The sequence below is a fragment of the Thermogemmatispora sp. genome, from assembly GCF_019683635.1.
In the GTDB taxonomy this organism is placed as follows: Bacteria; Chloroflexota; Ktedonobacteria; order Ktedonobacterales; family Ktedonobacteraceae; genus Thermogemmatispora.
In genome coordinates this window covers 1-16,812 of the sequence record NZ_JADGIA010000013.1, presented here as the reverse complement: position 1 = coordinate 16,812, position 16,812 = coordinate 1, and the positions used below count along the sequence as shown (strand labels likewise).

The 16,812-nt window shown below is 61.8% G+C and carries 12 protein-coding genes; 7 read left to right on the top strand and 5 right to left on the bottom strand.

Translation table 11 applies throughout. The features are described from left to right. Nucleotides 1-17: 17 nt before the first annotated feature. Both IRZ31_RS02960 and IRZ31_RS02955 read right to left on the bottom strand, forming a co-directional pair. Complete coding sequence (locus tag IRZ31_RS02960) at nucleotides 18-872, bottom strand: DUF4397 domain-containing protein (protein ID WP_297149373.1); 855 nt, start codon at nucleotides 870-872, stop codon at nucleotides 18-20. Nucleotides 873-1,237: 365 nt separating this feature from the next. Beyond that, on the bottom strand, nucleotides 1,238-1,960 hold the full coding sequence (locus tag IRZ31_RS02955; RefSeq protein ID WP_297149371.1) for a pentapeptide repeat-containing protein: 723 nt from the start codon (nucleotides 1,958-1,960) through the stop codon (nucleotides 1,238-1,240). A 270-nt stretch (nucleotides 1,961-2,230) separates the two neighbouring features. On the opposite strand from IRZ31_RS02955, the gene IRZ31_RS02950 reads away from it, so the two are divergent. The 4 genes from IRZ31_RS02950 to IRZ31_RS02935 all read left to right on the top strand — a co-directional run bounded on the left by IRZ31_RS02950 (nucleotide 2,231) and on the right by IRZ31_RS02935 (nucleotide 7,778). Next, nucleotides 2,231-3,757 (top strand): serine/threonine-protein kinase, encoded by a 1,527-nt coding sequence (locus IRZ31_RS02950; protein ID WP_297149369.1) that lies wholly within the window; start codon nucleotides 2,231-2,233, stop codon nucleotides 3,755-3,757. A gap of 310 nt (nucleotides 3,758-4,067) precedes the next feature. Beyond that, nucleotides 4,068-6,539 carry an aldehyde dehydrogenase family protein gene (locus tag IRZ31_RS02945; protein ID WP_297149367.1) on the top strand — a complete coding sequence of 824 codons (2,472 nt, stop codon included), beginning with the start codon at nucleotides 4,068-4,070 and terminating at the stop codon, nucleotides 6,537-6,539. Nucleotides 6,540-6,670: 131 nt separating this feature from the next. Then, a complete protein-coding gene (locus IRZ31_RS02940; protein ID WP_297149365.1) occupies nucleotides 6,671-7,282 on the top strand; it encodes a TetR family transcriptional regulator in 612 nt (203 codons plus the stop codon). A gap of 70 nt (nucleotides 7,283-7,352) precedes the next feature. Then, nucleotides 7,353-7,778 carry an ABC transporter permease gene (locus IRZ31_RS02935; RefSeq protein WP_297149363.1) on the top strand — a complete coding sequence of 142 codons (426 nt, stop codon included), beginning with the start codon at nucleotides 7,353-7,355 and terminating at the stop codon, nucleotides 7,776-7,778. A gap of 51 nt (nucleotides 7,779-7,829) precedes the next feature. Here the strand turns inward: IRZ31_RS02935 and IRZ31_RS02930 are convergent, their stop codons facing one another. From IRZ31_RS02930 to IRZ31_RS02920, 3 genes are all read right to left on the bottom strand, one after another. Continuing rightward, on the bottom strand, nucleotides 7,830-8,486 hold the full coding sequence (locus tag IRZ31_RS02930) for a hypothetical protein (RefSeq protein WP_297149360.1): 657 nt from the start codon (nucleotides 8,484-8,486) through the stop codon (nucleotides 7,830-7,832). Between the two features lie 132 nt (nucleotides 8,487-8,618). After that, on the bottom strand, nucleotides 8,619-10,136 hold the full coding sequence (locus tag IRZ31_RS02925; protein ID WP_297149359.1) for a sensor histidine kinase: 1,518 nt from the start codon (nucleotides 10,134-10,136) through the stop codon (nucleotides 8,619-8,621). 314 nt (nucleotides 10,137-10,450) lie between these two features. Further along, complete coding sequence (locus IRZ31_RS02920; RefSeq protein WP_297149357.1) at nucleotides 10,451-11,272, bottom strand: DUF4388 domain-containing protein; 822 nt, start codon at nucleotides 11,270-11,272, stop codon at nucleotides 10,451-10,453. Nucleotides 11,273-11,654: 382 nt separating this feature from the next. Between IRZ31_RS02920 and IRZ31_RS02915 the strand changes: the two genes are divergently transcribed. The 3 genes from IRZ31_RS02915 to IRZ31_RS02905 all read left to right on the top strand — a co-directional run. After that, complete coding sequence (locus IRZ31_RS02915) at nucleotides 11,655-12,440, top strand: hypothetical protein (protein ID WP_297149355.1); 786 nt, start codon at nucleotides 11,655-11,657, stop codon at nucleotides 12,438-12,440. 436 nt (nucleotides 12,441-12,876) lie between these two features. Continuing rightward, nucleotides 12,877-13,815 carry a hypothetical protein gene (locus IRZ31_RS02910; RefSeq protein ID WP_297149353.1) on the top strand — a complete coding sequence of 313 codons (939 nt, stop codon included), beginning with the start codon at nucleotides 12,877-12,879 and terminating at the stop codon, nucleotides 13,813-13,815. A gap of 263 nt (nucleotides 13,816-14,078) precedes the next feature. Beyond that, nucleotides 14,079-16,812, top strand: a 2,734-nt coding sequence (locus IRZ31_RS02905) for a CHAT domain-containing protein (RefSeq protein WP_297149352.1), incomplete at its 3' end; no start/stop codon positions are given.

The following is a 16,812-nucleotide window of genomic DNA, read 5'->3' as shown; positions in this document are numbered from 1 at the left end:
CTCGCCTTGGCCGGTCCTTAGCGTCGGCTGCGCAGCAAGAGAGTTGCAGATCCACCGATTAAAAGCAGAAGCAGCGTCAGAATCAGTGGCAAAGCCAAGGGCACGCCAGCCTGAACAGGCGGAGTGGCCGAGGTTCCGGGGTCGCTGCCAGTGTCCGGCAGACCGGGCGTCCCTGCAACCTGACGCGCCACCAGCTCCAGCTTTGGCGTCCCCAGGGGTAACCCGATGCTGAAAATACTGGTAATCTGGTTGGCTGCCACCTCCAGCGTTGTCTGTTGAGACACGTGCTGCTGCGCCAGGTCTACGTCGAACGTATAGCGGCCCGGGGCCAGCAGGGTATAGTCGCTGGCCTGTAGATACTGCAGGTTCTTAATGAGCGGGGTGCCATTAGCACTCAGCGTAGCCGGCCCGCCCTCGGGCGAGAGCTGATAGAAGCGCAGCTTGGCCTTGCCGGTCACCAGGCTGTTATCCTCCTTGAAAACTACCAGGGACAGGCCGGTTGCTTGAACGCCAATGGCTGCCACCGTATAGGCGAAGCCGGGCTCAACCGACAGGGTCTGTGAAATCACCGCCGCGTCTGGCCCCTTGCCGATCAATGCCACCTGCACCTTGTGCGGTCCCGGAGGAATGGCCAGATAGTCCGTCACCGTGCCGAACTGGAAGTTGCTCAGGGCGCGCTGCCCATCGAGAAAGACGTCGGCGACGCCGATATCGGGCGAGGCATGCATGATGCGCACAAAGGCCGCAGGGGAGGCCGCCGCCTTCGGAGTGGCTCTTAGCCCTGGTGCCCAGGCGAGCGAAATAAGACAGAGTATGATGAACACCTGCAGAAGACTGCCCATCTTGGGGCGACAACGCACGCAGTTTCTCATAGGCTCTCCTCCTGAGATCGACTTCTCCCTGCCTTTGGTTCGGTCCGAATGGTTAGGTCCGAGATAGAAGCGCTTTCTGGTGGTAGAACGAACGAAGATGGTTATGAGTAAGATAGAATTTTTACACAAGCCAATCCACTCTTCAGAGGACACGAAGCCTGGCTGTGAATGTGAAAGCCAGGCGAACCATCTCTTGGGGCGATGGCCTCCTGTAGCGTTGATGAGAAGCACCAGGCCCTTGCTCGTCTGCTCTGCTCGCTGATCGCCGTGTCTGACGTGATGGCTATACCCGCTGACTGGGAGAAGAGAGCGGACGCCGCTCCTTGAGAAGCAGCTTGCCTCAGCGGCTGCGCTCCCCGCTCCCCTTACAGAGGGAAAAAGCGTTCTCTGCCTTGCTGTCGCCGGAGCGAGCGTGCTCGTGCCCGGAAGCGTGCAGCCTGTGCTGGCAGTCCCTGCTCCTTGAGCGCCTGGTGAAGGGTCTCGTAAGCCTGAATTGCGCTTTCATACTGCCACAGGCGTTCATATGCCTGCAGAAGCTCGTAGCTGGCCCCTGGCTCTTCCTTGTGGATGTGTGGCGCCAAGAGAATCTCTTCATCGCCCAGCAGATCGACTCGTTCCCAGGCGATGGTGGCAAGCCTGACCTGCGACCAGTCGAGGCCAGCGACTCGCGCGCTGCCATGCTCAGTGTCTTGCAAAAGAACTCCCTCCAGTCTGGTATGTGCATTGAGCCAGGAGCCGCGCAGATCGGCACCTGCCAGCCATGCCTCTCGCAGATCGGCGCCGCGTAGATCTGCGGCAAGGCAGGATTGGCAGAGATTAGCCCCGTGGAGAATGGCCTCCCGCAAATCGGCCAGCCCTAGATCAGCTCCATGTAAATCGGCCTGGCGCAAATTAGCGCCACGCAGGTTCGTAGTGCAGAGATTGATCCCTGCGAGCATGGCCTGCTGCAGATCGGCCCCGCTGAGATCCGGCCCCTGGCCATAAATAGGACTGGGCCTGGCGAACACCAATGGCCGTTTGTGCAGATGCCAGTGATTCCAGGCTTCTACGCCCCGCCTTAGCATTGCCAGATGCTCTGGAATACTCATCGGCCTGGCCTCCGTGTGGTAGAAGCCGTCCGGGTGGCCCGCGCAAAATGCTGGAAGACACCAGATATCGGCTTCTTGATAGTAGAGAATGAAATATCGTACTATCCGTAGCTATAGCTCTGTAGCCCTCAGAAAAGTATCCGTCATTCTCCTACCCAGGACATGAACGCTGGCGAGAGAGAAAGTTGCATAACTCTTGTTTATCTATCGATCAACTCGTATAATGGAGAAAATATTGTCCACAAGCGTAGCGATAAGCTGGAGTCAGCGATGCAGAGGACAGAGGCCAGGCTGAGAACGGGATCTATCATTAAAGATCCCACTCAGACCCGCTATCGTGTCGAAGCTTGCCTGGGCACAGGAGGGTTCGGTTCGGTCTACCTGGTGATGGAACTGCGTGGCTCCGGCAAGCTCTTTGCCCTCAAAGAAGTTATGACGGCCACCGAGCGCGAGCGGCGCAGCCTGGCCCTGGAGGCCAGTCTGCTGATGCGGCTACAGCATCCGGCCTTACCACGCGTCTATCGCTTTTTCGATGATGTGCGCAACCAGCGCAGCTATTTATTGATGGATTATATCCGCGGCGCCAACCTGGAGGAGCTGCGGCGCCTCACCCCCGGGCGGCGCATTCCGTTGTCCCATCTGCTGACGACGCTGGAGCCGATCATCGATGCTCTTGACTATTTGCATAGCCAGCAGCCGCCCGTCATCCACCGTGACATCAAGCCGTCGAATATCATTGTACCTGCCGCTGGGCGTGGTGCCGTGCTGGTCGATTTCGGTCTGGCCAAGCTCTATATTCCTGATGGCATGACGACGACGATTCGCCAGGGCACCCCTGGTTACGCGGCGCCGGAGCAGTATGGGGGGCGAGGACGCACCGATATACGCACCGATGTCTATGGGCTGGGGGCAACGCTCTATACCCTGCTGACAGGCCAGTTCCCCTGCGATGCCTTTGAGCGCGTGCTCCTGCTCCAAAACGGAGCGGAGAGTGATCCCCTGCGGCCCGCCCACGAGCTGATCCCCGAGCTGCCGCGCGCTGTGAGCGAGGATCTCCAGCGCGCCCTGGCCCTGAACAGTCAGGAGCGTTTTGCCAGCGTGCGCGAGTTCTGGCGTGCTGTCGTCAGCCACGCTCGCATTGATCCAGAGGTGACAACGGCTCGCGAGCAAGCAACGCCCTCGCTAGAGGCGATGGCCGCTTCGACCGAGCTATTCCCGGAACGCAAGATCCAGGAGAGCCGCCGGCAGGCGTATCGTCAGCGGCGCCGTCTGGTGCTGAGCGCGCTCGTCCTGGCGCTGGTGTTGACGCTGGTGGCGGGTGCATTCATAATCGGACTGAACAGCCCGCTGCGCTCGCTGCTGGTCCGCTTCTCTGCCCCGCTAACACCAACAGCGCCAGCGCGCGCGACGTCCAGCGCCTCGTCGCAGGTGCCGCTGGCAGGTGACGCCTATCCCTATCCGGCCCTCTTTGCCGATTATGTAGGCACTGCCCAGGATATGCTGACCAATACGCGTACTCTCCTGGTGCTCTCCCATCTGCAACAGCATCAGGGGCGCTTCTCTGGCTTTTTCAGCGGCCTGGGGCAGAGCGGACCTTTCTCAGGGACGCTGGATCAGAAAGGCGCAGTCCATTTCACGGTTCCTATTTACGGCGGCAAGGCGAGCCTGGTCTTCGAGGGGATGATCAAGGTGGGCAGCCAGATGGCCGGGAGCTTCGAGGTTCATGATGAAAATAATCATTTTACCGGCGAAAGCGGTCTGTGGTCGCTCTCCCCCGGCTTCCCTCCCAGCCAGTGACAAGAAAAAAAAGCATTCCTTGTTTGGTTTGCGCATCTCCACCCCTGGCCCTGGCGGCTCGCAATGAACGCTTTGTCTTATAGTCATCATATCGGCAAGGGAGAAGGAGACCTGGCTGATGCTGGCATTCTGCTCGACTGCCGTATCGCTCGCTGTTGGCGCTTCCAGGCGCCCACGGTGGAGAGGAGAGAGCAGGCTGGCGAGCCGGGGACTTGCCGCCGGGGCGTGAGGCGGGATACAATAGCCCTACCGACAGACTGCCTGTCATCGGCTCTCTTGCGAGACGTTGAGGGAGGGGCGCATCATTGCTATGGGTGTCTTAGAGCTATTTGAGTCAATGGAGTATGGGCCGGCGCCCGAGGCGGCAGAGTCTGCTCTGCAGTGGTTGGCCCAGCGTCAGCCGTTTGACCTGTTCATCAACAATCGTCGTGTCAAGCCGGCCAGTGGCCAATATCTGGAAACGATCAATCCGGCCACGGGGAAAGTCCTGGCGCGTGTAGCCGCGGGCAACGCCGCCGATGTCGATGCCGCTGTAGCCGCGGCGCGGCGGGCCTTTCCCGGCTGGAGCAAGACCCCTGGCCACGTGCGGGCGCGCTACCTCTATGCCATCGCCCGCCATATTCAGAAGCATGCGCGTCTGCTCGCTGTCCTGGAGACCCTCGATAATGGGAAGCCCATTCGTGAGACGCGTGACATTGATATTCCGCTGGTCGCGCGCCATTTCTACTATCATGCCGGCTGGGCTCAGCTCATGGAGAGCGAGCTGGCGGGCTATGAGCCGCTGGGAGTTGTGGGCCAGATCATTCCCTGGAACTTCCCCTTGCTCATGCTGGCCTGGAAAGTGGCCCCGGCCCTGGCCATGGGCAACACAGTTGTTCTCAAGCCGGCGCGCTACACTCCCCTGACGGCCATGAAATTTGCCGAAATTGTCGAAGAGATTGGCCTGCCCCCGGGAGTTGTCAACATTGTTACTGGCGAGGCCGGGCAGGTTGGCGAGGCTCTGGTGCGCCATCCCGACGTCAATAAGATCGCTTTCACTGGTTCCACTGAGGTGGGCCGCGCCATTCGCCGGGCCACCGCCGGCTCCGGCAAGCGTCTCTCGCTAGAGCTGGGCGGCAAATCGCCCTTCGTGGTCTTTGATGATGCTGACCTGGACAGCGTGGTCGAAGGAGTCGTCGACGCCATCTGGTTCAACCAGGGCCAGGTCTGCTGCGCTGGTTCGCGCCTGCTTGTCCAGGAGAGCATTGCCGAGCGCCTGGTCGCCAAGGTACAAGCGCGGATGGAGAAGCTGCGCGTCGGCGATCCGCTGGATAAGGCCATCGATATCGGGGCCATCGTCTCGGAGGCTCAGCTGCGCGAGATTCGTCGCCTGGTCGAGCGCGGTGTCGAAGAAGGGGCCCAGCTCTGGCAGCCGTCAACGGCTTGCCCACGCGAAGGCTATTTCTTTCCGCCAACCCTCTTCACCAATGTGGCCCCGGCCATGACCATCGCCCAGGTCGAGATCTTTGGTCCCGTGCTCGTCACCATGACCTTCCGTACGCCGGAGGAAGCAGTAACGCTGGCTAACAACACGCGTTACGGACTGGCGGCCAGCGTGTGGAGCGAGAATATTAATCTGGCCCTGGATGTGGCCGCGCGCTTGCAGGCAGGCACCGTTTGGATCAATGCCACCAATCTCTTCGACGCCTCATGCGGCTTCGGTGGCTATCGCGAGAGCGGCTTCGGGCGCGAGGGCGGCAAGGAGGGCCTCTACGAATATGTACGTCCGCGCTGGGAAGGCGCCAGTGGACGGGCGGGCCGACGACGTGGACTGGCGGAAGCCTCGGCGAACGGTGAGCATAAAGCTCAGAGCGGCAACGGTCATGCGGAGCACGGGAGCAATGGTCTGGCCCTGGCCGGCAGCGAGGTCTTTGCCGACCTGGCCGGGCGCATGCCGCCGATCGATCGCACCCCCAAGCTCTTCATCGGCGGCAGGCAGGTCCGTCCCGATAGCGGCTACAGCCTGCCAGTGCGCGACCCCCAGGGTATGGTCATTGGTCAGGTCGGCGCTGGCAATCGCAAGGATATCCGCAACGCCGTCGAGGCGGCCCACGCCGCTCGCTCCTGGCGCGAGGCTACGCCCCACCAGCGGGCCCAGGTCCTCTTCTACATTGCCGAGAACCTGGCCGCCCGCGAGCAAGAGTTTGCCTTGCGCCTGGTCCAGCAGACAGGCCGCGCCTATACCGATGCGGCGGCAGAGGTCCAGGCGGCTATCGCGCGTCTCTTCAGCTACGCCGCCTGGTGCGACAAGTTCGAGGGCAGCATTCACCGCCCGCCGTTGCGTGGTATGGTCCTGGCCGTGCGTGAGCCAGTGGGGGTGATCGGTATGGCCTGCCCTGATGAGTTCCCGCTGCTGGGCTTCCTCTCGCTGGTAGCCCCGGCCCTGGCCATGGGCAATACCCTGGTGGTGATCCCCTCGCCGCAGGCCCCGCTGAGCGCCACCGACTGCTACCAGGTCTTCGAGACCTCCGATGTGCCCGCCGGGGCCGTCAATATCGTCACCGGCGAGCGTGAGCCGCTCGTTCAGGTCCTGGCCGAGCACGAGGATGTCGAGGCGGTCTGGTACTTCGGCAGCGCCGAGGGCAGCAAACGCGTCGAGCTGGCCGCGGCCAGCAACATGAAGCGCACCTGGGTTAACTATGGCCATCCACGCGACTGGCTTGATCCTGTCCAGGGCGAGGGGGAGGAGTTCCTGCGCGAGGCGACCCAGGTCAAAAATATCTGGGTGCCCTATGGCGAATAGCCGGCGGCGCCGCTCTGCAAAGCCGGATAGAGCCGTATCAGCGCCACGCCATTGGCTTGCTGATCATCTCCTCTTCCCTCTTGATAAAGATACATACATGTGGTATGTATGTATGCAGAGAGGTGCAAGCGATGCGGAGAACGCGTGAAGCGGCGGCCCAGACGCGTGAGCAGCTGCTCCAGGCCGCGCTGAGCTGTTTTCTGGAGCAGGGCTATGCGGCCACCACCCTGGAGGAGATTGCGCGCCGAGCCGGGACCACGCGCGGCGCCATCCAGTGGCACTTTGGCAGCAAGGCTGATCTCTTCAATACCCTGGTGCGTGAGCAGTATCAGCGCGCCGCCCGCAAGCTGCAGTCGCTCTATCAGCGTGACGGAACCCCGCTGGAGACACTGCGGCAGATTCTCCTGGCCTGGCTCAGCTATCCTGAAGAGGATGCCGACTTTCGCGCTATGCTCGAACTGACTACTCTGCGCACAGGGATGCTGCCCGAGCTGCAGAGCGGCATCGATGAAAAGGTGCAGGCTGTTCAGGCCAGCATTACCTACTTTGCCGCGCTCCTGCGTCGTGCGCGTGAGGCCGGCGAGATTCGCCCTGATATTGTCCCCGAACGGGCGGCCACCGCCGCCTATAGCCTGATTATGGGTCTAACCAGTCTCTGGCTGCTCAATACCAGAGCCTTTTCTCTGCGCGCCTATGCCACCGAGGCTGTGGAGATCTTCATTCGCGGCCTGCGTCACTCCTAAGCGGAGTTTTTTTTTGGGCCCGCATACATACATTCTGTATGTATATAAAAGAGAAAGGAAACAGCTGACTATGTCACTGATCAGCGTCAGCGACCTCTGGAAGAGCTATCGCTCACGGGGCCACAGCATCGAAGCGCTGCGGGGTCTCTCCCTGGACGTCTCGGAAGGGGAGTGCTTTGGTCTGCTTGGGCCAAATGGGGCGGGCAAGACGACCCTCCTGTTGCGCAATGCTGAAACCCTCTCATCCCTGCTCAACATGGTCAGCGTCCCGCTCATCCTGCTCTCGGGCATCACACTCCCCCTGACTCTGGCTCCGCCTCTCTTGCGAGACGTGGCCGCCGGCAATCCCCTGGCCTACATCGTAGAAGGGGCGCGGGCCTTGTTCCTGGGCAGGCTGGGAGCTGTAGCCGTCTGGCAGGGTTTCCTTTGCGCTGGCCTGCTTGCCCTGCTGGCCCTGGCCTGGTGCCTGCGCTCCTTCAAGCGCGCGGTCGTCTGAACGGAGCTGAGCCAGCAGCAAATCTGCCCACTCAGTCAACCTGCGGCGGCCTCAGTCCATCTCCGGTCGGGGGGCAGGCAAAGCAAAGACCTGGTCGCCGCAGGCGATGGCCACCGCCTCCTCTGCAGGGCAGGTTGCATAAAAGCCGCGCTGACCACGATCCAGAAACTGCAAAGCCGCCTTCAGCTCAGGAGGAGAAGCAAAGAGGGCTTCTGGACCCAGGGCAAAGCGCGTAAACTCCAGGCAGGGTGTTGCCACACGCAGCCGGGTCAGCACGACCGGCTGTTCTCCGGTGGCCCTCACAATCAGCAACCCATGCGTTAGCTGTTCCAGGCGCAGCATTTGCTCAGTAGCGATCAAAATATTCTCGCCTGCACAGCCATCCGTCAGATGCTCCCCAAAGCGGGCGCGCATCGCCTGGTAGTGGGCCGTAAAGCCCAGCGATACGCCATTCTTGCCGCCACGGTTGCGTGAGCCTGGATAATCCTGATGATGGACATCGAGCAGGTGGCTACCATCTGGCAGCAGAGCGAAAACGCCGTACGCAGATAGCCAGAGCTGGGTCACCGAGCGCAGCGGAGCCGGATCGTAGCGCAGCCCTTCCTCACCCCCGGCCACCTTCAGTGGGGCCGTTTGTACCTGGAGGCGCACAATTGGACCAAGCGGCACCAGCGCGCCGGCCTTCTCTCCTCTGAACTGGATGGACATCGGTCCCACCTCCTTAATTGTCTGGCGCTAACAAAGCGACAGGACGATCCCGCGTCCTCGTGGGCATCGTCCTGTCGCTGCTCTCTCGTCGAGCTATTCCACTGCGAGAAAAAGGTGCAAGCAACGCTGAGGCTAGCGGCCAACCACGCGGCGGAGCTGGCGCACCACCTGCTCCAGCTGTTCGGCGGCGTTCGTCGCCGAAGTCGCGCCTGCCGCGAGCTGTTCGCTCACCTGAGTGGTCACCTTAATGGCCGTCGCCAGTTTCTGATTACTCGTCTCCTGGTACTGGATGGCCTGTTCAATGTAGCGCGCCGTATTGGCCATCTCCTGCAAAGCTCGCTGGGCCGTGCGTGCGTCAAGCTGGGGCCAGCGCTGTAGCAGCTCCGTCACCATTGAGGTCAACTGGCGAGCGGCCACATTGCTGGCATCGGTATAATACTGTACCGACTGCAGGCCCACCTGGGCGGAATCGATCACCCACTGCTGTTCGCTAGACGAACTCTGCTGCTTGGCCGCCAGCGTCTGCAGCGACTCACTGCTGCGGCGCAGATGGTCAACCGAGCGCAGTATCGGCTGCGTGATGCGCTGACCGAGCCAGAGGCCGACAAAGGAGGCCAGTAGGAGCATGGCCGCTGCGATCACAATGGTGCTCACCATCTGGTTATTCACCACTGCCGTCACCGTGCTGACCGGGCTGAGCACGTAGTAAGTCCAGGGAACGACTGTCATCTTGTGCCGCAGAATCTCGTACGGCTCATTCTCGCTGGCAGGGGTAGCCTGGAAGGACGAAGACGTCTGGCTGCTGCGCAACGAGTCAGCTAGCGTGTTGTCGGCCAGCAGCGGCAGGCTATTCTGATCGCCCTGCAGGCCATAGAGGCCCTCGGTTTTGACATCCTGCATTTCCTGGGTCGAGAGAGGGGCCACCGCCTTGAAGCGGCGCGCGGGATTGGGGTCGGCGATGCGCACCCCGCGCTCGTCAAGCAGGAAGGCATAGCTGCCCGGCCCATTGGCGCCGCTCTCGCTGTTGACCGTGTCCCAGATAAAATCGATATTCAGCGAGGCACGCAAGAAGCCGATCACATGCTTCTGATAGGTGATGGGAGCATAAATATCGACCGAAGCCTTATTGTGGGCGCTGTCGTAGTAGACGCCGGAGATAAAGAGCTGGTTGGCGTCGACGCGCCGCAGGTAGGGGAGAGGCACGAGAGACTGGCCTCGGTTCTGGGGGTGGACGTTGGTTGGCCAGTACTGTACCAGGTGTCCCTGAGCGTCAAAGAGGCACCAGAGTGAATAGCGATTATCGCGGTTGATTCCTGCCTGTAGAGCGTAGAGTGAGTGAACGCTAAAGTTTGGATCTTCGCGCTCAGCGGGGGGAGCGAGTAGGAACTGGATCACCGAGGGGACCTGGACGAGGGTCTCGGCGTCAAGCAGGCGTTCATTCAGGTAGTTACTGATCAATTGCACGCGCTCGCTGGAGTCGGTATCCAGAGAGGTGCGGGCCTGGGTAGTCAGCGCTGGGAGAGAGATGAACTGGCTGACGACGATGGTGATGAGCAGCGGAACGATAGCGACAAAAACCAGGAGTAAAGAGACGCGCGCGGTCAGGGAGAGGCCCCGCCGGCGATATGACGATATCGCTTGATCACGCATGGGAGAAAACCCGTCCTTTGGTATCCAGGGGGCGGCCAGCGGCGCCCCGGTCTACTGGCACTGACATACTGATGCTGGCACCGTCCTACTGGATGAGGTGGCCTGGCCTGCCGCGGATTCGACCGCCGGTCCTGGCGGAGGCGAGTATTACACAAGATGCCCGGCCTGGCTACTGGCGGAGTAGTGGGTGGCTGCCAGGCTGGGCCAGCGGGAGGCCAGGGTTGGCGCTCGACGAGCACCATATCCTCTCTATTGCCTAATAAAACCCTATTTATTATTAAAAGGTATTCATCCTTGAATGAATGAATGAATGACTAGGAAGAAGGGGCCACGAGGCCGGCATACTCCAGATCGGAGAGCAGGCGTAGGACTTCTTCCTCACTGCGGCCCATCAGGCGGGCCAGCTCGGCTGGTGTGCGGGTACCATCGATCAGCAGATAGAGCCGGCGATGGGCGCGAGAGAAGCCGAGCTGTTCCAGGCGCTGCAAAGCGTCGTCGTAGAGCGGCACACGGCTTGGGGTGCGGGAGAAAGTCCCGCTGCCGGGCAGGGGCACCCTCCTGTCCAGTCCAGGCTCAGTCTGGCGCGGAGGCAGCGATGGGGTGATCCGTGGGCCTGTATCTGGGCCTGTGCCCGACCCTGAAAAGGACAGCGAGCCAAGAGGGCCCGAGGGAAGGGGTGCGGGCATCCGGCGCATGCGCGGATCGGTTCCCTGGCGCTGCGGGAGAGCCGGCAGTGAGCCGGGAGTAGCGTGCCCATCGAGCAAAGGCGGTGGTGGGGATGAGGGAGGGCTGAAAGGCACGAAAGCAAAGCGGCAAAGACCCCAGAGCTTCAGGCGTCTGAGGGCTTCTGCGCCGCTATGTGGCCCGAGCCGTGCCTGCACAGGCTGTCCATTCACAAAAGTGATGGCACCCTCTTCCAATGCTGTGCCTTCCCCACGCTCGACCGTCAGCAGGCCCGTCTTGCGTCCTAACTGAACGACCTCGATCACGTCGGCAAGCCGATTAGTGACTGTCTGTCGTTGCTGTGGCATGGGTGCCTCGCTCTGCCCGATGATGTCCGCTCGCCGCTCCCCATTGAGACGAATGTCGGCAGCAACCGTCAATCTATGATAGCATAGACGGGGTAAATGTACCATCCCTAGCGTATCTTCTGGGATATCTTTCTTAGCACGTCAGGGGCTGTTTCTGTTCCAGGTGCCTGCTGTGATAAAATCTGCATGGTTGGTATTTCGGGAAAAGCCTGGTTGCTCTTGAGTATGCTGGACCGGTGTAGGGGAGCAGAAAGAACGCGGGGGGGTGGAATACTGCCCGACCCCAGGTGGAGCGGGCCTGTAGGGAGCGTGGAGAGCTGCCTGCAGGCGCAGAGACAGGCGGGCAGGAGTGGGCACCTCGGGCTTGCCAGCCGTCGCGGCTGATGCTATACTGCAAGAGCGTTTGCACGCAGCCAGTCAGGCCCAGTAGCTGGCTGGGGCTGGTGAGCGCTCACTATGGCCTGTACCCAGGGAGGAGCGTCTGCTTATGGAGTCTCGCGGCTCTTCTTCTCATGGCGAGACCGGGCCGCAGCCGGACGTCGCGAGCGGCGCCGCGGCCCGGCCAGAGACGGATGAACGCCTGTTACCTTTGGCGCAGTGGTCGGTTCCCGCTCTGGCGCGAGCCTGTGCCGAGGAGACGAGCCGCTTTCTGAAGCAGAATCGGGCGGACGAGCGCTACTGTCTGGAGCTGTTCCGGCGGGCTTTAATGCTGCGCGATGAGGAAGCCTGGGCTTGCCTCTATCAGCAGTATGCCCCCCTGGTCTTGAGTTGGATACATCAGCATCCGGCGGCCACCCCGCTGTTGGAACATGATGGCGGCCAGTCGGTAGTGAACCTGGTCTTCGCGAAGTTTGCCCAGGCGCTCACTCCGGGCCGGGTCCAGCAGTTCGATTCCCTGGCTGCGCTCTTGAAGTATCTGAAGATGTGCGTGCACAGCGTGGTAACCGATGAGGGGCGTGTGCAGCAGCTTCAGCAGCTTGAGCAGACGTTAGAGGCTCTGGAGCATGAACCGGCGGTCGCCGATCCCGCTGAGGAGGTGGTGGCTCAGCTCTCGGCTCAGGATCTCTGGCAGGCGATCCTGGAGGAGCTGCATAGCGAGGAGGAGCGCATGCTGATCTATCTGGCCTATGTTCAGGGATTGAAGCCCTCAGAGATCTGCCTGCGCTTTCAGCATCTCTTCCCGTCGGTGAACGATGTCTATCGCCTGAAGCGCAATATGCTCGATCGCCTGCGACGCAATCGCCGCTTGCAGGCGCTGATGAAGGGCAGCTAGAGTAATCGCTGATCGCTCAGCTCCAGATCCCTCTCGCTCCGCCCTGGCCGGTCAGAGGCGGGTTTCACAGCCTGTGAAGGCCCAAGGTAGGCGCAGAGATATTCACGTGGTAAGGAGCTTCGCCGCCTTGCTCTTGCAGGCGGCTGCCAAAGGCGTTAAAATCGCAGGAGTAGCCGTTTATTGGTGGTGAAGTCAGGAAAGCAGACAGGTAGGCAGACGGCTTACCTCTCGACTCGACTCCTGAAGCCGGTCGGGTCTGTCTGTGCTGGTTGCTCAAACCAGACGCAGGAAGGAAGAAAGAAGGCAGATAGCTGCTGCGGCCTCGCTGGTCCGGTGAGCTGAGGGCCTGAGTGGAGGCCTGGAGCCGTGGGTGAGTAGGGCTGTAGATGACGCCGCTGCCAGCCATTCTTATCCAGTTCAGTCAGAGGAAACGCTCATGGAATGTCGTCAACGGGGCGCTATCAGCGACGAAGAGATGCTTGCCTATCTGGCCGGCGAGGAGGTGCGACCTGCTGTGCTGGAGCACCTGGCTACTTGCCCCGCCTGTGCAACCCGGGTGGAGAGCTATCGCCGCCTTGAGTTAACTTTGCTTCAATCCCTCTATCGTTGGGACTGCCCCCCGGCTCAGGTGCTTGGTGAGTATTATCTCGGCCTGCTCAACAAGGAGGTCGCTGTGGCGGTGCGTTTCCATCTGGCCACTTGCCAGCATTGTGCGGCGGAGTTGGCGGTCCTCTCCCACTTTCTCGCCTCGGAGACGCGGCTGGCGGAGGCCTCTCCACTCTCTGAGTTAGACCTCGCTGAGTTGGAGCTGGCAGCCTCGCTAGCCCTTGAGCAGGAGGAAGAGACTCCGACGGAGGCCGAAATGGGCGAGATGCTGCCCTGGCCCTCTTCGTGGCCTCTGGATGATGGCCCTCCTCCCCAGACCCATCCTCTGGCGTCCGCCCGGACGGGCCGTCCGTCGCTGGGCGAGCAGATGGCTGCCAGCGCACGCCGGATTGTGGCCACGTTGCTCGCTCCCCAGCCTCGCCTGGCCTACCAGCGTGACCTGACCCAACCGGAACAGACTGAGGCGCCCTGGCCGCGTCGCTATAGCGCTGAGGATTTTAGCATTTCTCTCCATATAGAACATGGTTCCTCGCGCCAGGATGGTCTGGAGTTGATCGGCTTTGTGACGCGCAAGGGAACAGCTCTGGAGGCCCTCCAGGGCACGCCGGTGCGCCTGACTGCTGCCTCGGGGACGGTGCGCTCTGGTCGCATCGATGAGCTGGGCAATTTCCTCTTCTCCGCTCTGGCCCCGGAAACCTATACCCTCGAATTGCAGTTCCCTGAAGGAACTGTGGTCATTGAGTCGCTGCAGCTCGCTCTACCAGAGTAGCGTGTTCGCACTCTCTCTGCGCCGCCCGCTTCTGCCAGCCTTTGCTCAGCGACCTCTCTCTCTGCCTCCCCTGGCTGGCATTGCGTGATTTTTTGACCATTCAAACGTTTGGAATCTGGCTGGGGAAGAGAAAGGAGTGAGGCAATGGCTCGCTGTTGCGTTTTTTCTCTCCATCCATTGTTGAATTTCTTCTTTTGAATTTTCTGTATCATTATGGTTCTTGGTGATTGGGATCGGCCTGGTCCAGGAATGGAACGTTCTGTATGGCACACAGGGGCAACACCGGGGCACAGTGGGAACTGCTTGCTGAGCTGCTTGTGAGTACAGACGAGGACGAGGGCCAGCGCTTGCTGAGGAAGCGGCTTCCTTTGCTGGACCCGTCGGCCCTGGCTCGCCTGGTCATGTGGCTGAAGCGGGAGGCCGACCGGCGCTGGCACGATGAGCCGCAGCTTTCTTTACGCCTGGCCGCCCACTTGCTGTTGATCGGCGAATGGACGGGGAGGCGCGACTATTGTGGGCTTGGCTTGCTGACCCGGGCCGAGGCCCTGCGGCGCCTGGAGCGCGATGAGGAGGCATTGCGGGACTTCGATGCGGCTGGAGCCGCATTTCTGGCCTGCGATGACCACCTCGGCTGGGCTCGCACGCGCAGCGGGCGGATTGCGGTTTGTCTCCAGCTGGGCCGCTTCCAGGAGGCGCTGCAGGACGCCGCGGCGGCACGCGCGATCTTCCTACGGCAGGGCAATTGGCTGCGCGTTGGTCAGATGGATGCCAATGCGGCCATCGTCCACTATGAGCTTGGTCACTACGACCAGGCCCTCAGTCTTTTTGAACGGGCTATCGAGGCTTATCGCCGCCACGGCGAGGGGATTGAGCTGCCTCTGGCCCGCGCCTGGGCCAATAAGGCTGTCACCCTGGCCGCCCTGGGACGCCTCCGTGAGGCGCTGGCGCTGCACGAGCAGGCGCGGGCCATCTTCGCCTCCTATCGCGGTCAGGAGCTGGCGGTCGCACGTCAGGAGCTGAATATGGCCCAGATCTATGCAGCTCAGGGTCATTTTAGCCGCGCCCTCGCCCTCTTTGAACGCAGTCGGACGACTTTTCAGCGGCATGCTCTGGCGCTGGCCGCCGCTGAAGTGGCTTGCGAGACCTGTTATTGCCTGCTGCGTTTGAATCGCGCTCGTGAGGCGGCTGAGCTGGCGGAGGAGGCGGCGGCTTTTTTCCGCACGGTTCCTGGCGGTCGCGGGCGCCATCACCTGGCGCTGGCGCTGATGTGGCAGGCACAGGCAGCCCTGGCGATGAACGAGCTGCGACGCGCCGAAACTCTGTTAGCGGAGGCGCGCACGCTTCTGGAGGCCAGCGGCATGGAGGTGCCGGCGGCCTCGCTGGCGCTGTTGCAGGCAGAACTCTTGTTTGCCAGCGGACGGCTTGAGGAGAGCCTGGCGGCGGTGCGTCTCGCGGCTACGGCCTTCTCCAGGCAGGCAGCCCTGCCCCAGTTGGCGCGCGCCCTCTTGTTGCAGGCTCAGATTGCTATGAGCCGCGGCGACGAGGCGCTGGCTGATTCGCTCTGTGCTCAGGCGCTGAAGATGGCCCAGGAGCAGGGCCTGCTGGAGCTGGTCTATCGCTGTGAGGATTTGCGCGGACAGCTCGCAGAGAGCCGTGGGGAGTTAGAGGAGGCGGCTCGGGCCTATACACGGGCGATCCAGGGGATCGAGGAGATTCAGGCCCGCCTTGTCTTTGATGCGCGCGCCAGCTTTCTCGAAGATAAGCGAACGCTCTATGAAAGGGCGGTACGCCTGGCCTTGCTCCGTGGAGATGGGGCCCAGGCTTTGGGCTATGTCGAGCAGGCCAAGTCACGGGTGCTCGGTGACTATCTGCGCAATACCGTTGAGATCCGTGTCCACGTCGAGCGGGCGGGGCAGCCAGAGGTTGAGGCGCAGCTGGAAGAGCTGGCGCGCCTGCGTGAGGAACAAGCCTGGTTCAGCTCGCTCGTCTATGGCACTGAACAGACGGTTGATCTGAGCGATACGGCCATCAGGCGCCTGCCTGCGCTTGACCCGGCCTGCGCCCGTCAGGAGATGCGGCGGCGTGAGCGACAGATCGAGCGTTTGCTGGAGCAGCTGGGCTTGCCGGCAATAGATGGCACCTGTCCCTCACGGACCGTGAAAAAGGTTGCAGAAGGCTGGCTGGAGCGCCTGGCGGACCTGCAAAGCTCCCTGGAGCCGCGGACGGTGGTGCTGGAGTACTATCTGGCTGGGGAGGATCTCTATGTCTTTTCTCTGGCAGCAGGCCACTTGCGCTGGCGCCGTCTGCGGGGGGCCTTGCCTGAGCTGGCGCGCCTCTATACCCTCTGGCGCCTGAACCTCGATCTGGCAGGGCAGGCGGCGGCGGCCCCGCCAGGGCAGGCAACCCGTCAGCTGGCGGAGCTAGAGGAGAACTGTCTGGGTCTGTTGCAGAAGCTCTATCATCTCCTGCTAGATCCGGTGCTTCCTGTCCTCTACTCCTGCGAGCATCTGCTGGTGGTTCCCTATGGCCTGCTGCACTATCTGCCGTTCCACTGCCTCTTCGACGGGGTGCAGTTTCTGGTGGAGCGGGTGGCAGTTTCGTATCTCCCCTCTCTGGGACTGCTGGAGGTCTGCCGACGTCGCGGTCGGCGCCGGCGGACAACCCGCCAGGCACTGCGCCAGGCGCTGGTGCTGGGTCTCTCCGATCGCGGGCGCCTGCCGTGGGCGGTGAGCGAGGCGCAGGCCGTGGCCCGCTTGTTGGGTGCTCCCTGCTATCTTGATACGGAAGCCACCAGTACGCGCCTGCTGGAGAAAGGTCCGCTGGCGCCTCTGTTGCATATTGCAGCTCACGGCCTCTTCCGTCTCGATGCTCCCAATTTCTCCTTTATCCAGCTCGCTGATCGCCAGCTGAGTACCATCGAGGTCTTTAATCTTGATCTGGCCTCTTGCTCGCTGGTGACCTTGAGTGCCTGTGAGACGGGGCGGGTGGCTCTGGGGG

Excerpts from the sequence above, each read along its gene's own strand:
- IRZ31_RS02955 (WP_297149371.1), bottom strand. The coding sequence starts at position 1,960 with ATGAGTATTCCAGAGCATCTGGCAATGCTAAGGCGGGGCGTAGAAGCC.
- IRZ31_RS02915 (WP_297149355.1), top strand. The coding sequence starts at position 11,655 with ATGGAGTCTCGCGGCTCTTCTTCTCATGGCGAGACCGGGCCGCAGCCG.
- IRZ31_RS02935 (WP_297149363.1), top strand. The coding sequence starts at position 7,353 with ATGTCACTGATCAGCGTCAGCGACCTCTGGAAGAGCTATCGCTCACGG.
- IRZ31_RS02945 (WP_297149367.1), top strand. The coding sequence starts at position 4,068 with ATGGGTGTCTTAGAGCTATTTGAGTCAATGGAGTATGGGCCGGCGCCC.
- IRZ31_RS02930 (WP_297149360.1), bottom strand. The coding sequence starts at position 8,486 with ATGTCCATCCAGTTCAGAGGAGAGAAGGCCGGCGCGCTGGTGCCGCTT.
- IRZ31_RS02925 (WP_297149359.1), bottom strand. The coding sequence starts at position 10,136 with ATGCGTGATCAAGCGATATCGTCATATCGCCGGCGGGGCCTCTCCCTG.
- IRZ31_RS02910 (WP_297149353.1), top strand. The coding sequence starts at position 12,877 with ATGGAATGTCGTCAACGGGGCGCTATCAGCGACGAAGAGATGCTTGCC.
- IRZ31_RS02950 (WP_297149369.1), top strand. The coding sequence starts at position 2,231 with ATGCAGAGGACAGAGGCCAGGCTGAGAACGGGATCTATCATTAAAGAT.
- IRZ31_RS02940 (WP_297149365.1), top strand. The coding sequence starts at position 6,671 with ATGCGGAGAACGCGTGAAGCGGCGGCCCAGACGCGTGAGCAGCTGCTC.
- IRZ31_RS02960 (WP_297149373.1), bottom strand. The coding sequence starts at position 872 with ATGAGAAACTGCGTGCGTTGTCGCCCCAAGATGGGCAGTCTTCTGCAG.
- IRZ31_RS02920 (WP_297149357.1), bottom strand. The coding sequence starts at position 11,272 with ATGGTACATTTACCCCGTCTATGCTATCATAGATTGACGGTTGCTGCC.